The organism is Prevotella melaninogenica, from assembly GCF_018128065.1.
In the GTDB taxonomy this organism is placed as follows: domain Bacteria; phylum Bacteroidota; class Bacteroidia; order Bacteroidales; family Bacteroidaceae; genus Prevotella.
In genome coordinates this window covers 434,697-448,632 of sequence record NZ_CP072359.1, presented here as the reverse complement: position 1 = coordinate 448,632, position 13,936 = coordinate 434,697, and the positions used below count along the sequence as shown (strand labels likewise).

Below are 13,936 nucleotides of genomic sequence, written 5' to 3'. Positions count from 1 at the left end.
AAGTAACGAGATTTTTTCATAGGGGTTTCTTTGCTCCTTTCTTTGTCCGCCTGAAGCTCACGGTCTGTAAGGCTGTCGACTACTTTGGTCTGTCTGTTGTTCTTTATGGGTAACTGTTACGCTCTGCTAAGTTGAATATAAATTTCTGTAAGGGAATTAAGAGGTAGAGCTGAGGATAGAAGTATCTACTGCGAATTTGTCCCTTTCTGTTGTTATAAGGGAAAATCGTAAAAGAGTTAATAAAGCGACAATTTATCAAACTTCAGCTTTTATACATTAGATAATTAGTAAGTAAGAATAAAACAATATTAAGTTAAAAAAAGTAGTAACTTTGCAGAAAATATAATTTATGAAAGTAGTATTAGATACAAATATTATTTATAGCGATTTTCATTTGAATGGAGCTAAAATTAAAGATTTATGCGAATCAGCAAAATCTATAGGGGCTACAATTTACATTCCTGCAGTAGTTATAGATGAGTCTATAAATAAATATTGCGAAAAAATACAAGATTGTAAAACGAAAATAGATAAAGTTTTTTCCGACTTTGAAAGATTGACTGACAAAAAAGTGAATTTGTCTCAAAAATCAATTGATGTTATCACAAAAGAAAAAGAAGAATATGCCAAATTTTTTTATGCTCAAATTAGGCGTCTAAATATAAATATTATACCATATCCTTCTACTTCTCACAAAGATTTAGTAAGTCGCGACCTTGCTCGTAAAAGGCCTTTTCAAGAAAGTGGGAAAGGGTATCGAGATGCTCTTATATGGGAGAGTCTCCTTACAATATGCACTAAACCTAATGATTTGTTCGATATGCCACAAGTGGTGTTTATAAACAAGAATCATAAGGACTTTTGCTTAGAAGGTGATCTACATCCTGATTTGCGAGAAGATTTGTCTAAATTAAATATAAATGAAGATCATGTTGAAGTTGTAGAGAATATTGATGTGTTCATTAAGAAGTTTGCTAAGCCCAAACAAAAAATCCTTCAAAAAATCAAAGATGATTTTCAATCCCATGGTAGCTATGCAGATATTAATATTATTCATGAAACTGAACAGCGTTTAGATAAATTTTTATTATATCGACAATTTGATTACGAGAATAGTCCGTTTAGGCAGGAATTTGAAAATCCCTCTGTGGTAGAAATAGGAAAGCCTGAAATTAAATTAGATGAAGTACGACAAATATCAGAAAATGAAGTTGTAATTGAGTATACTGTCAATGTAGAATGTACTTTTGATTTCTTTTTATTTAAGGCAGATGCAATGTGCATGGATGAAGAAGAATTACCTCAGGTTTGGGACAATGATTGGAATAAGCATTATATGGCGGCATCTGACACAGCTACAATAAATCTGAAATTTTTCTTAATTGTAGATAATTCATTTACAAAAGTATTGTCAGATGATATTGAAATAATAGATAATGCCGACTATCAAAATTAAAGGACTTTAAAAGATATTTCCTGCGACTTTCTTTTGCTTCTTTTCTTTGGTCGCCTACTCGTTCAAAGAGAAAGAAAAGAAGCCACGCAATTCTCAATTTACGTGGCTCTTGCTATTATTCAGAAGGATATTTTTGCACTTTCGTTATTCTGTCTATTCGTTTGTTGGGATGTCTGTCAAAAGTCCACGAGTTGTTGAGAGCATTGCTCGAAAAATTTATCTCATCATCGGGCAAAGTGCTGTGAATGCTTCCACCCATGACTAGCCCACAATTTTGCAGGATTTTTTGCCGTGCTTCTTCTTTGTTCTCCGCAACCACATCAAACACTCCCTCGAAAATGTATTGCGTCCGTATTCTGTAAACTTTCTTCTTCATAATCTTAAAATTCAACCTTTAATAATCTGTATTCCTTTGGCTCTCCATTGGATAATTTGCGGTGTTTGAGCCAAAAGTGATGTGCGCCATAACCGTATGCAAAGAACTTGTCAAGTTCTGTTTCTTCAGCTATTTTGTTGATAGCTGACCTTAACTCCTCTTTGCTGTCGGATAGGGTTATTGCGTTGATAACCCTAATGAGAATATGCGGTATCTCATCTGCATAGTTATAGATGATGTTTTCAATCTCTGTTTTCATATCTCTGATAATTTAATGGTTCATACTTTATGCGGTTGCTTTCATTCTTCGGCTTATAAGTCCTCGATTAGCGTTGACAAGGTTTACTATCTGCTCGTGGTATTCTGTATTCTTGTTGCACACCCCACGACTTTGCACCACTTCCAAAGTTCGTAAAGATACTTCAATGGTTTCTATCCGCTTGCCCTCAATGGTAGCCGATAGGATAAGTGAGTCCTCTTTAAGATAATATTCGTTGGAGAATACGCAATGGTGCATGGTTGCTCCCTCCTCCAAATGTTCCTGCACGCTCTCCAATACGTGGACTTGGATAGTGCCGTCCGTGAAACAGATACCGAAAAATTTTGATTTGAGTTCCTTGAAACGTTTTTCGTCTTCCATTGCCTTCTTTTGCTTCTGTTCTATTTCCTCTCTTTCACGCTGTCTGAGAAGTTCCTCGTATCTGCGGTCGTGTTCGCCTTTAAGGTCTGTGGGGCATAAATATTTTGGATTATGAATATCCTTGCCTAATCTTCTAAGTGTATCTACATAATCACTCCAAAGGGAAATATCTGTAATATCATAACCCTTACGGACTGCAATCTTGTAGGACTGCCATAGTTCTTCAAAAGTTCTCTTGTTGCCAAGAAAGTAACGTAAGTGGTCTATACGACCAGCCTTTAGCAATGTTTCCACTCGGCTGTCTGTGAGCAATGCAGGAATAAGCTGGGTAGGCACGATGCCATAGAAATTATCCTTAAAACCATTTCTACGAAGTATGTCTGTAACCTTGAACTTCGGATATATCGGTGAGTAGGCAATATGCTGATAGGCTTCATTATCGTTGCGTATCGCCATAGGACTATAATAGGAAAAGGTATCAACATAGTGTCCCAAAACCCTCTGTATGGCAACCATAGCTTTTCGTCCCTGCATATTCCACCAATATTGCCCAATCTCAATGATTGAAGTTTGTGCTTTGTAACCTTTTTCCATACCCACAATAAGTAGGAACATACGTAATACTTGAAACTCTCCACAAGTGGTAAGTAGGGTGAAATACTGCTTCTGCTGCAACTTGCGCTCGTATGTTTCCTTGACCTGCAACTTTGCCCTACAATGAGGGCAAGTGCAAGTTTCTCTATGTTTGTTCATTATCCAACTATGCCCACAATCCATACAAGTGGTGCGACCTTTTGGCAAGCGGTAGGCAAAGTGGTCTATGCACTCACGGAATGCCCACTTGCTTTGTTGCTTGGTTATCGGGAGAAGGTGCTTGCTCTCTGCAAGTACTGCTTTCTCAAACTTGTTTCTCGGTTTCATAGGCTTAAAATCGAATAAGGATGGTTGTACTTGGGTTGTTGTATTCTCAGTCTTCTTCACTCGTGCGTTACGGCTCTGTATCTTTGCAAGTTCTTCACGCTGATATTGCTTAATGGCTTTCTGCCTTGCTTCAGCTTTTTCTTCCTCCGTGAGTTCTACAATGTGATTAACGGCAACTTGGCAAGAAATAGCCTTACCCACCTCTATATCGTCCTCATCATAGTAGTGAACAGCCATAGAGAAGATTTCATCATCATCAAAGCCGTTGCAACCGCTTTTCTGCACTTCATTAAGAATGTAGGTGATGCACTCCTCAATATTCTTGTTCGGTTTCATCAAGTTAGGGGCAAACAAGGGGTCTGTCATAGCACGCTGATTGAGATACTCGGCTATTGTCCGTGTGAAATGTTCTGTTCCTTTCATATTGCTTAGTATTTTGGGATTTCTACTATTTGATTGATACGCCCATATAGGTAGGCTCTTAGGCTTGTTCTGTCGGGTGCGTAAAACTCTGTCCATTGTCCGTACTGATTGACAAGGTATTTCTTCAGTACGTCAAAGAAGTCAAAGCGATAGCCTTGTAGGGGAACGGCTGTGCGGAAATAGGTGTTTGAGTTCACCGCCTCACATAGCCAATTCTTTTCCTCACGGCTCATACACTCGCCACGATTGAGTTTCACACGCAGGAGATATACTTTGCTATTACAAAGGCTCTCCAAAGGGAGTACGTCCCATTGTACAAACTTAATTGCCAACACTTGCTCACTCTTTTCAGCCGTAGGGTTAATGCGGTAATGAGAGGAGGAGCTATATCCTTTTCTGTTCATCGAAGATGTTGTATTTACTTTTTGCTTATCCATAGCGACATTTTTTTTATGCGTCCAAAGATCGGAGTATGCTGATTCCTTTTTGTAGCAAAATAGAGGTAGCGGGGCGGGCTTGCACAAGGTTTTGGCGGAAAATACAACCCGTAGGTGTGGAGATTTTCCAGACAAACCAAGCGGCACAGACCTTTTGAAAGCCACAAGCCCCGTACTACCTTTGCGGATAAAAAGGGAACAGCATCCGTCTCCTTGTCATCGCATATCGTGGAGCATTGGAAAAGAAGCAAAAGTGCAACGCTCGTAGTGGAAAATAGAAAAGGTGGCTATCTCAATATGCGAGATAACCACCCGATAAAAACCGCCCATCAGCTGGCAAGGCTGATAGGACTAAACATATTACCTTTTAGGGTAACTTCTACAATGCTCTCTTACAAACTCCCACTTGCCAAGGCGAAAACGTGTATACGCACGAACATGTACAGGCTTGTTCTAACAACACTGGACCTTTTTGAGATTTTGAGACAGAGCTCTATTCCATAAGGTCTAAAAAGAATAGAGATGTCTAATATTATGTATCTTCATAATTTTAACCTGTAGCTTTTATCCATTGAACTTTATTGTCCAGTGGGAACTACAAGGAATGCAAAGGTACATAGTTTCATAGAAATAAACAAAAGTTATTCCTTTTATTGCTCAAAGCAAGCAGAGCAAAATTGCACCGAGAAAGGCAATCCAAAATATGTATTTTAGCAGCGTAAAGGTAACTTGGAGAATGACTCTGACAATAAAGCGCAGTATCAGAAAACCTGCAATGACAGAGACGGCAGTTACGACTTGCGGCGTTACAATCTTCGAGATAAGCCAAATGGCACCGATAACGATAGAAAGCAGGATAGTGAGTTCGATGAAGCGTGTCCAACCGAAGTGGCGGACTTGCTTGGGAGAAGTCGGCTGCTGCCTGTTCCTCTCGGTTTTGTTCGATACGTCTGCCTTGATGAAGGCAGGTGTGTGCACGTCTTGATTCATGATGATTGTATTCATATCGGAGCTTTTAATAGTTCAAGAGCAGTTACAAGATACTCTTCCTCACAAAGCCAAGTGTTTGTTCAAACTCTTGGTGTGCGGGGAAGAATAGTTATCTTGGCTCTTGACACTACAAAAACTCCCGATGGTGTTACATCAAGTCATGTTCTCACTATCAACGGTTGGCAGACCATTAACCTCGATGATCAGAACGATTGTCCCTGTCAGTTCGGTGTAGAGTTTCTCATACTCTGGCGTTGCGCCAAAGTCGTCTGTCAGTTCATACTTGTCGAAAACGCTTTGCACAGCCTTATTCTTCAAAAGTATTGGTGTTAGTCTTTCTGGAAGAGGAGAAGGGAGTTCTTTCTCGAACTCATTCTCTAAGACAGAAACAAGGGTGTCGTACTTGGAGAAATGCAGTCCTTGATACAGAACTTCGCTTGCCATTACCTCTGCCTCTGGATGAGAAAAGCCTTGTGCTACTGCATCACAGTAGACAGTAAGGGCTTCATCGGCTCTTGACGTTATGAATGGTTTATCACCCAGCATTTCGGGGAAATGCTCACTGAGGTAGTTCTCTAACTTCAAACGGAAGTAAGAAAGTTCTTTCTTTGTTGTTGTCATAATCTTCTTGGTTTAGGGTTGTACATTATTTTGAGTTGATGCCCATAGCAACTTTGAACTTGTCTAACTTGCCAGCCAGTTCTTCCATGTCACGTTCAACTTTCTTGTTCGTTATTCGTGCATAAATCTGGGTTATTCTGATATTTGTATGTCCAAGCATCCTTGATACAGACTCCATTGGTACCCCTTTGGATATAGACATAGTGGCGAAAGTATGCCTTGCCATGTGGAAGGTCAGATTCTTTTTTATGCCACAAAGGTCGGCAATTTCTTTCAAATATGAGTTGATACGCTGATTGCTCATCATAGGAAAGACTTTCCCCCCTTTTCTATTGATGTCGTAGTACTTTCTTATAATGGCAAGTGGAATGTCAAGTAACATGACGTTTTCATCTACGCTTGTCTTGTATCTCTTGGTGATAAGCCATTGTCTGTCTTCTACGGTAACAATTTTATCGTAGGTAAGATTATATACGTCAATGTAGGCTAATCCTGTGAAGCAGGAAAAAATAAAAATATTCTTTACTAACTCCAGCCGTTCTATGTCAAAGTGCTTCTTCATAATACGGAGTACCTCTTCTTCTGTGAGATAGCCACGATCTACCAATTCATAGCGCAGCTTGTGATTCGCAAATGGATCATGCATGATAAGTCCTCTGTTCCTCGCATAGTTCACGACCGTTTTCAGGTTTCTCAATTTCTTGGTGATTGTGTTATGCACACCACCTACAACAGATGTAAGGTATAATTCGAAGTCCTGAACAACGGCACTTGTCAGTTCTGTCAGTCCAATATCCTTGCGATGATACTTTGCTTGTAGGAAATCCTGAAAGTTCTGCCTCACCACCTTATACTTATAAAAAGTACCCTTTGTTAATGTCTTACCAACTTGTTGTGTGATGGAGTCTATATACTTGTCAAAGACTGGCAGAAAAGTGGTATATTCTTTGTCTGTACCAAGGAATACTGACCTGATAAGGTCTATGGAAAGTTCCTCTGATGTTTCATATTTCCTGTAAATCTGCATCAGTGTTGTTGTCAGTGCATCTATAGAAGCATTAATGGAGAGTGCTTCTGCTGTTCTGCCAATCATTCTGCTGGTTTTGTTACTCCACTTGGATTTATCCACAAAAATTTTAGTGGATCCAAGATTTGCCTTTTCGCCACCGAGATATATTCGGAGCATTACAGGTGATTTTCCTTCTTTGTTCTCATAGTTGGAACGTAGGTAGTAGGATACCTTGAAAGTCGTTTTCATAACGCATCATTTTAGTGTAGCTTTTTGGCTACAAAGTTCGACATAAGTTCTTGAAAACGAAAGTTTTGCATGCCGTCAATTTAATAGTCATTTTCCATTCATTGCTACATTTTTTTGAGAGCCTGCTTTTGTGTAGCAATTTCTGTAGCAGAAAATGACCGAATGATGACTATCAAAAGGTATAGTTTGGCAGTCAAACGGATATGGATAAAAAACAAAAAATCGCTGTAAAACCTTGATTTTACAGCGATTACCCTTGTTCTGATGGCTAAAATGACGTGTTGTTTGACATCCTTTTGAAACCTATTTGTGGACCAGCCTGGGCTTGAACCAGGGACCTCCAGATTATGAGTCTGTTGCTCTAACCAACTGAGCTACAAGTCCTGAATTTCGTGAATTCGGGTGCAAAGATAATGAAATAAATGGAAAAAGGAGAATAGATGGTAAGGAAATTTAATGTTTTAACACATTTTGTTTGAGCGGAAGAGGGTTTATGAGTGATTTGGAGTACCTTTGCAGAGAATAAAGGATTTTTAAGACAGTTAGATTGAATACTATATATATAAAGCGAGGCGAGGAGTATGAACTTGTAGAACAGGTTGCAACCATCGGATTCTTTGATGGTGTGCATCGTGGACATAAGTTCTTGATTAGTCGTGTCATTGATGAGGCTGGACAATCGGGAATGGCATCGGCAGTCATCACCTTCGACCGACATCCGCGTCAGGTGCTACTGGCTGACTACCAGCCACAACTGCTGTCGACACTCGACGAGAAGCTATTGCTACTCTCGAAGACACGTATTGATAATAGCTTCGTACTACATTTCGATGCTTCATTGGCTTCACTCTCTGCGCACGACTTCATGCAGGAGGTGTTGTGCAAACAGCTGAACGTGAAGAAACTTATCATTGGTTATGACAACCGTTTCGGACATAACCGTTCTGAGACTTTTGAGCACTATGTTCAGTATGGCAAAGAGTTGGGTGTTGAGGTTATTCGTGCCGATGCCTTCCTACCAGATGACGAGAAGGTAAGTTCTTCGATTATCAGGAATTACCTCCGTGAGGGTAAAATAGAGGTTGCCAATCGTCTTTTAGGCTATAATTATACAATTGAAAGTCGTATTGTAAACGGATACCAAAATGGGCGAAAGATGGGTTTTCCAACAGCCAATCTTGATGTGAGTGGCTGTCAACAACTTCTTCCGGCATCTGGTGTTTATGCTGTGATGGTGCGTTTGAAGGATTCTGTTGGATGGAAACGAGGGATGCTGAATGTTGGACAACGACCGACTTTCAACGGCACAACCACTTCGGTAGAGGTGAACCTTTTTAATTTCACAGGTAATCTCTATGGGCAGGAAGTCCTTGTTTGTTTCATTAGTAAGATAAGAGACGAGCGTAAGTTTGAGTCATTGGAAGCCTTGGCAGAGCAGTTGAAGCAAGATAAGAACCGCGTCAACCGCTTGTTTGATGAGGCTTATAACATACAAGAGAATATTATTAATACACCCTAAGATTCGCAGAAATGAACAATAAAAACGTTTTGAGCGCAACGCTTTATATCATCTTATTTGTTTCACTTTTCATCTTGATACAAAGTCTTTCTTTCGAGGGAGGTAAGCAGCTTGTACGTCTACTTGGAGTGGTAGGGACTGCTGATGGGGACTATCTGACGAAAAATGGTGAGATACTTGCAATAACAGCAGTCATCAGTAGTCTTGTAACCTTTATCCTCTTCATCAGTACAAAGTGGGCACCCGTATCTGGCAACTATTTGAAGACGCGTCCTTGGGGAGTACTCATGTGGTCAGCCCTCATAGTTTTAGGTTCGATACTCCCTATGCAATTCCTTGCCGAGAAGATTAATCTAACGATGCCAGAGGGAACAGAAGAGATGTTTAAAAGTATCATGAAGGTGTCTTGGGGCTATGTCGCCTTAGGAATCATGGTACCCTTCGCTGAGGAGATAGTCTTCCGTGGAGCTATTCAACGCGTATTGCAAAACGCGTTAGGCGAGCGAAACCGATGGATAGCCATTGTCGTTTCAGCCCTCATCTTTGGTGTTATCCATTTAAATTTAGCACAGGGCTTACACGCTTTCTTGATTGGTCTGCTATTGGGTTGGCTCTATTCGAAAACGGGTAGTATCCTGCCAGGCTTCGTATTTCATTGGGTGAACAATACGGTGGCTTATCTTATGTTCAACCTCATGCCACAGATGAATGACGGAAAACTCATCGACTTCTTCCACGGCAACGACCGCATGATGTATGGTGGCTTGTTCTTCTCACTCTGCATCTTTGTCCCAGCACTGTTCCAGTTATGGGTAAGAACAGAGAAAGGAAAAAAGTAACACACAAAATCTGTTAGGAAACAACATAATTCTTATTTATATGTTGCTTCCTAACATCTTTTATTTTCTTGTTGTCATCTTTTCTTTCTTTGTAAGTTAACGTAGCCCACTACTCCTGCGTTACAAAGGCTGTCAATCTGTTCGACAATAAAACAAAATCAGTTTAGGCTCTAATGGCTGATAAAGGTTAAACGTTTTCAACTAACTTTCTGATAGTAAGTATACAACTATTCGTTGGAAATGTGTAAATTTACAGCCATGAAGACGATTAGTAAAGAAATAGATTCACGATATTCGGCTTGTCCAATTCGTCAAGTGATTACTCGCATTGGTGATAAATGGTCAATGTTAACCCTCTATATACTCGGTAAATCGGATAAGAAGAAGATGCGTTATTCAGAGATTCATGAGTATATGCTTGACTGTTCGCAGAAGATGCTCTCTCAGACGTTGAAGAATCTTGAGAAGAACAAATTGGTAAACCGCAAGGTATATCCCGAAGTTCCACCCAGAGTAGAGTATAGTCTCACCGAATTAGGTCGATCGTTCCTCAGTCCGCTTGATGCGTTAGTTGGTTGGGGAGCAGATAATATGTATAAAATGATAAAAGATTAAATAGGTGTGCTAAATAGAAGCTATTCAAAAGCTACGACTCAAATATTACAAGTAAAGACTGAACAGGTAGCGTACAGGCAGGTAGGTGATGTGAATAATCCTCCACTACTTTGCCTTAATCACCTTGCAGCAACATTAGATAATTTCGACCCAGCAATAATGGATGGGTTGGCAGAACATTTCAATGTAATCGGAATTGATTACATAGGCGTAGGTAAGTCTTCTGGCAAGTCACGCCTAACGATTGAGGAGATGGCAGACGATGTAATTGATTTTGCTCATGCTTATGGTCTTAAAGACATTCGTCTTCTTGGATTTTCATTGGGTGGATTTGTTGCACAGCAGGTTTTGCTTCGTGCGCCAGCCTTAACCACGAAGGCTATTCTTGCAGGAACAGGCGGCGCTGGTGGTGTAGGCATAAAGAATGTAGCGAAGATTACGTATTGGGATATGTTCAGAGCCTTTCTCACAGGTCGTGATCCTAAGTATTATCTCTTTTCCCCAACGATTGAGAAAGGTAAGAAAGCAGCGAATGACTTTCTGAAGCGCATTGCACGTATAGAGGATAAAGATGACAAGATAAAGCTTTCTTCTTTCCAAAGACAGCTAAAAGCCATTGGTGTATGGGGAAGACGAGAGAAAGACGATTTGTCGAAGATCAAGGTTCCTGTATGGGTTGTCAATGGTGATAATGATAGGATGGTTCCTACGCCTAACTCGTATGACATAGCAGAAAGATTGCCCAATGCTCATCTGACGATTTATCCAGATGCAGGTCATGGAGGTGTTTTCCAATACCATGAGGTGTTTGTTCCAAAAGCAATAGAGTTTTTTAAGTAGTAAAAAGATATGAAAGCAATACAGATAGACGGATATAAGAAAGGTGATGTTAAGGTAGCCTTACGTGATATAGAAATACCAAAGGTGGGCGATAACGACTTGTTAGTAAAGGTGAAGGCTGCTGCTGTCAACCCGTTAGAGTTGCTTATTGCACATGGAGATGTGAAGATGGTTGTACCTTACCGCTTCCCATTGACCATCGGTAATGAGATGTCAGGTGTGGTAGAGCAGGTTGGTGCGTCGGTAAAGGACTTTCAGATTGGTGATCGTGTGTTTGGTAGACTTCCTATCAATCGTATCGGTGCCTTTGCAGAATATGTTGCAGTGGATGCTGCGACAGTTGCTAAGACGCCAGATTATCTTTCAGATGTTGAGGCTGCTGCTGTGCCATTGACCGCACTGACAGCTGAGCAGGCACTTGATATTCTGAAGTTAAAGTCAGGCAACAGTTTGTTTATTTCTGGTGGCTCTGGTAGCTTCGGCGCTATGGCTATCCCATTGGCTGCAGCACGTGGATTGAAGGTTATTACCAGTGGTGGTGCAAAAGCCAAAGAGCGCACGATGGAACTTGGTGTGAGCCAGTATTTCGATTACAAAACAGAAGATTACACCAAAGTGCTGAAGGATGTTGACGGTGCAATAGATTCACTCGGAGATAAAGAGTTGCCAGGACTTTTCTCAGTTCTTCGAGAAGGTGCAACGGTTGTTTCATTGAAAGGTATGCCTAATGGAAGTTTTGCTAAGTCGTTTGGCTTACCACTCTGGAAGCAATGGCTGTTCAAACTGGTCGGTATGAAGAATGAGAAGTTGGCAAGCAAACGCAATCAGCATTATCATTTCATCTTCGTGACCGCTGATGGTGCACAGTTACGAAATGCAGCGTCTATCCTCGAAGTTCGTCAGATACGCCCAGATATAGGTAATGTTTATACGTTAGAACAAGCAGAAGAGGCTCTGCGCGATGTTGCTAACCATCGCTCACAAGGGAAGGTAATTATCTGTAATTCATAATTCTTTTATAATTCAGAATTATTCGAACGGAGTTCTCATCAGTACGTCATAATTATGTCAGCCGTTTTTCTCATAATCAGTGGGCCAAATTACAGAATTATTGGTAACTTTGCAAAGATTTTAAATTTATTTTGATGTTTAATTACCGCCCATCAAGGCGAACCCAGTATATAGGAGGGGGCATTTTGCTTGCACTCCTATTTATATATATTGTCTTTCGTTGTCTGCCTCCTTCGCAAGAGGAGGTGGATAAGTGTGCTGTGACGCTTCGTCAAGAGGCTTATTATACGTTAGTGGCTGACGGTAAGGCAGTGGCTTACTTTGCTGATTATGCCGACTCGATGTTTGTGAGCGGCTCGGTCAAAAAGGATTCAATCCATGCACGAAGTATTGTACAGCGCGGTTATTGGGTGAACAGATTGTCCACAGTGCCTTCTTGCCATGGACGTATTCTGATACGTTGGGATTACAAACCGTCAACAATCGTTAATCTCAAGGCGAATGGCGTAAAGGCTTTGCTTTGTCACACAATCAATCAGATGTATGCAGAGTTGGACGGATTGCAGACGAAGCGCAATGAGATGGGCTATTATCTTCGTGTACATAGCGTTCAGGATTACGGCTACAATAAGATTGCAGACTATCAGACTGACGTGATACATCAAATGGATTCGCTCCGATGGATGATAAAGGTGCTCGATTCTGTTTCTTCTTCAGCTGTTCAGCTGCGCATCTTACAAGAGAATCGCTATGCTATTCAGCCATCCTCAAAGAAAGGGAAACCCACTCGCTGCAACCGATTGAGTATTGATAAAGAGGCGGGTTGTGTACTCCTGCAAACCGAAAGCAAAACAACTCCTATTCGGGTGATTACTCGTTTGCAAAAGGGTGGGGCGGTAGACGCATTGAACGCATACTATAAGACCCACGTGGCAACTATCAGCAGCCTTGCAAAAGGCATTCGTATTGCAGGCGGACGATACGAGGGTGAGAGTCAGAAGAATGTCCCGAATGGTTATGGAAAGTTCTATGGTGACGATGGTAGCTTCTATGACGGACATTGGAAGAACGGCAAACGTGATGGATTCGGTATCTATGTCGCACCTCACGAGTATCTGCAAGTGGGGGAGTGGAAGGCAAATGTGTTCAAGGGTGAGCGTCTTACCTACACAGCCGACCGTATCTATGGTATCGACCTGTCACGCCATCAGCACGAAAAGGATAATAAGGTGTATAAGATCTATTGGGACAGGCTACGTATCACCGACCTCGGTACGCTGAGTACGAAGACTATCAAGGGGAAGGTGGATTATCCTGTTTCCTTCGCTTACGTGAAGTCTACGGAGGGTTGTACGGTGCTAAACGCTTATTACGAAGCTGATTATAAGGCAGCACGTGCGCATGGTATTCGAACAGGTACCTATCATTTCTTTTCTACCATGTCACCAGGTGCAGCGCAAGCAGCCTATTTCCTCAAGTGTAGTAAGTTTAATAAGGGCGATCTACCCCCAGTCTTAGACGTTGAGCCGACCGATGCACAGATTGTTGCGATGGGTGGAGCAGAGGCGATGTTCCGCAATATTCGTGCGTGGATGAGCCTTGTGCAGAAGCGAACAGGTAAACGTCCTATCCTTTATATCAGTCAGACTTTTGCCAATACTTACATGCCATTGGCACCCGATTTAGGCGACAACTATCACATTTGGATAGCCCGTTATGGCGAATATAAGCCCAACTTCAAGTTGGCTTACTGGCAGTTAAGTCCTGATGGTAAGGTGCGGGGTATCCATGGCGACGTCGACATCAACGTCTTCAACGGCTATCGCAACCAGTATGAGGAGTTCCTTAAACGCCATTGCTTCTAAGGGGAGGGAGAAAGTCTTTATAAAATTATCCGATAGAAAGGTAGTATAAAGAACGAAATAAAAACATAGTAAAGCTGTATTAGACTTCTAATGCAGTTTTACTTGTGCCATAAAGCGATAGGAAC

Annotated in this window: 14 protein-coding genes, 1 tRNA gene and 1 pseudogene; 7 read left to right on the top strand and 9 right to left on the bottom strand. The window is 41.2% G+C overall.

Going from position 1 to position 13,936, the window contains the following annotated elements:
• Positions 1 to 349: 349 nt before the first annotated feature.
• On the top strand, positions 350 to 1,456 hold the full coding sequence (locus J5A56_RS01935) for a PIN domain-containing protein (RefSeq protein WP_021670984.1): 1,107 nt from the start codon (positions 350 to 352) through the stop codon (positions 1,454 to 1,456).
• A 115-nt stretch (positions 1,457 to 1,571) separates the two neighbouring features.
• Here the strand turns inward: J5A56_RS01935 and J5A56_RS01930 are convergent, their stop codons facing one another.
• From J5A56_RS01930 to J5A56_RS01895, 9 genes and pseudogenes are all read right to left on the bottom strand, one after another.
• A complete protein-coding gene (locus J5A56_RS01930; RefSeq protein ID WP_211815468.1) occupies positions 1,572 to 1,832 on the bottom strand; it encodes a hypothetical protein in 261 nt (86 codons plus the stop codon).
• 4 nt (positions 1,833 to 1,836) lie between these two features.
• On the bottom strand, positions 1,837 to 2,091 hold the full coding sequence (locus J5A56_RS01925; RefSeq protein ID WP_013265154.1) for a hypothetical protein: 255 nt from the start codon (positions 2,089 to 2,091) through the stop codon (positions 1,837 to 1,839).
• Positions 2,092 to 2,118: 27 nt separating this feature from the next.
• Complete coding sequence (locus J5A56_RS01920) at positions 2,119 to 3,393, bottom strand: PcfJ domain-containing protein (RefSeq protein WP_021670982.1); 1,275 nt, start codon at positions 3,391 to 3,393, stop codon at positions 2,119 to 2,121.
• 66 nt (positions 3,394 to 3,459) lie between these two features.
• Positions 3,460 to 3,759 (bottom strand): annotated as a pseudogene (locus J5A56_RS13350) (PcfK-like family protein); the annotation flags it as partial.
• Positions 3,760 to 3,821: 62 nt separating this feature from the next.
• On the bottom strand, positions 3,822 to 4,253 hold the full coding sequence (locus J5A56_RS01915; RefSeq protein ID WP_211815466.1) for a hypothetical protein: 432 nt from the start codon (positions 4,251 to 4,253) through the stop codon (positions 3,822 to 3,824).
• 657 nt (positions 4,254 to 4,910) lie between these two features.
• Positions 4,911 to 5,258, bottom strand: a complete 348-nt coding sequence (locus tag J5A56_RS01910) for a hypothetical protein (RefSeq protein ID WP_036918906.1) — start codon at positions 5,256 to 5,258, stop codon at positions 4,911 to 4,913.
• 138 nt (positions 5,259 to 5,396) lie between these two features.
• Entirely contained in the window at positions 5,397 to 5,864 is a 468-nt protein-coding gene (locus J5A56_RS01905) for a DUF1896 domain-containing protein (RefSeq protein WP_021670976.1), read from the bottom strand.
• Between the two features lie 25 nt (positions 5,865 to 5,889).
• The gene (locus tag J5A56_RS01900) at positions 5,890 to 7,122 is read right to left on the bottom strand and encodes a site-specific integrase (RefSeq protein ID WP_021670975.1); all 1,233 of its coding nucleotides are present in this window, start codon (positions 7,120 to 7,122) and stop codon (positions 5,890 to 5,892) included.
• Positions 7,123 to 7,432: 310 nt separating this feature from the next.
• A tRNA-Ile gene (locus J5A56_RS01895) sits at positions 7,433 to 7,506 on the bottom strand.
• A 163-nt stretch (positions 7,507 to 7,669) separates the two neighbouring features.
• Between J5A56_RS01895 and ribF the strand changes: the two genes are divergently transcribed.
• From ribF to J5A56_RS01865, 6 genes are all read left to right on the top strand, one after another.
• Entirely contained in the window at positions 7,670 to 8,641 is a 972-nt protein-coding gene (ribF, locus tag J5A56_RS01890; RefSeq protein WP_021670974.1) for a riboflavin biosynthesis protein RibF, read from the top strand.
• An 11-nt stretch (positions 8,642 to 8,652) separates the two neighbouring features.
• A complete protein-coding gene (locus J5A56_RS01885) occupies positions 8,653 to 9,480 on the top strand; it encodes a CPBP family intramembrane glutamic endopeptidase (RefSeq protein WP_021670973.1) in 828 nt (275 codons plus the stop codon).
• A gap of 258 nt (positions 9,481 to 9,738) precedes the next feature.
• The gene (locus J5A56_RS01880) at positions 9,739 to 10,095 is read left to right on the top strand and encodes a winged helix-turn-helix transcriptional regulator (RefSeq protein WP_036918900.1); all 357 of its coding nucleotides are present in this window, start codon (positions 9,739 to 9,741) and stop codon (positions 10,093 to 10,095) included.
• 6 nt (positions 10,096 to 10,101) lie between these two features.
• Positions 10,102 to 10,935: an alpha/beta fold hydrolase gene (locus tag J5A56_RS01875; protein WP_021670971.1), complete on the top strand. Its 834-nt coding sequence runs from the start codon at positions 10,102 to 10,104 to the stop codon at positions 10,933 to 10,935.
• A gap of 9 nt (positions 10,936 to 10,944) precedes the next feature.
• Positions 10,945 to 11,946 carry an NADP-dependent oxidoreductase gene (locus tag J5A56_RS01870; RefSeq protein WP_021670970.1) on the top strand — a complete coding sequence of 334 codons (1,002 nt, stop codon included), beginning with the start codon at positions 10,945 to 10,947 and terminating at the stop codon, positions 11,944 to 11,946.
• Positions 11,947 to 12,080: 134 nt separating this feature from the next.
• Positions 12,081 to 13,811 (top strand): GH25 family lysozyme, encoded by a 1,731-nt coding sequence (locus tag J5A56_RS01865; protein WP_021670969.1) that lies wholly within the window; start codon positions 12,081 to 12,083, stop codon positions 13,809 to 13,811.
• Positions 13,812 to 13,936: the final 125 nt, after the last annotated feature.

What these genes read in the sequence shown, in the direction of transcription:
- J5A56_RS01935 (WP_021670984.1), top strand. Translation starts at nt 350, where the DNA reads ATGAAAGTAGTATTAGATACAAATATTATTTATAGCGATTTTCATTTG.
- J5A56_RS01930 (WP_211815468.1), bottom strand. Translation starts at nt 1,832, where the DNA reads ATGAAGAAGAAAGTTTACAGAATACGGACGCAATACATTTTCGAGGGA.
- J5A56_RS01925 (WP_013265154.1), bottom strand. Translation starts at nt 2,091, where the DNA reads ATGAAAACAGAGATTGAAAACATCATCTATAACTATGCAGATGAGATA.
- J5A56_RS01920 (WP_021670982.1), bottom strand. Translation starts at nt 3,393, where the DNA reads ATGAAACCGAGAAACAAGTTTGAGAAAGCAGTACTTGCAGAGAGCAAG.
- J5A56_RS01915 (WP_211815466.1), bottom strand. Translation starts at nt 4,253, where the DNA reads ATGGATAAGCAAAAAGTAAATACAACATCTTCGATGAACAGAAAAGGA.
- J5A56_RS01910 (WP_036918906.1), bottom strand. Translation starts at nt 5,258, where the DNA reads ATGAATACAATCATCATGAATCAAGACGTGCACACACCTGCCTTCATC.
- J5A56_RS01905 (WP_021670976.1), bottom strand. Translation starts at nt 5,864, where the DNA reads ATGACAACAACAAAGAAAGAACTTTCTTACTTCCGTTTGAAGTTAGAG.
- J5A56_RS01900 (WP_021670975.1), bottom strand. Translation starts at nt 7,122, where the DNA reads ATGAAAACGACTTTCAAGGTATCCTACTACCTACGTTCCAACTATGAG.
- J5A56_RS01885 (WP_021670973.1), top strand. Translation starts at nt 8,653, where the DNA reads ATGAACAATAAAAACGTTTTGAGCGCAACGCTTTATATCATCTTATTT.
- J5A56_RS01880 (WP_036918900.1), top strand. Translation starts at nt 9,739, where the DNA reads ATGAAGACGATTAGTAAAGAAATAGATTCACGATATTCGGCTTGTCCA.
- J5A56_RS01870 (WP_021670970.1), top strand. Translation starts at nt 10,945, where the DNA reads ATGAAAGCAATACAGATAGACGGATATAAGAAAGGTGATGTTAAGGTA.
- J5A56_RS01865 (WP_021670969.1), top strand. Translation starts at nt 12,081, where the DNA reads ATGTTTAATTACCGCCCATCAAGGCGAACCCAGTATATAGGAGGGGGC.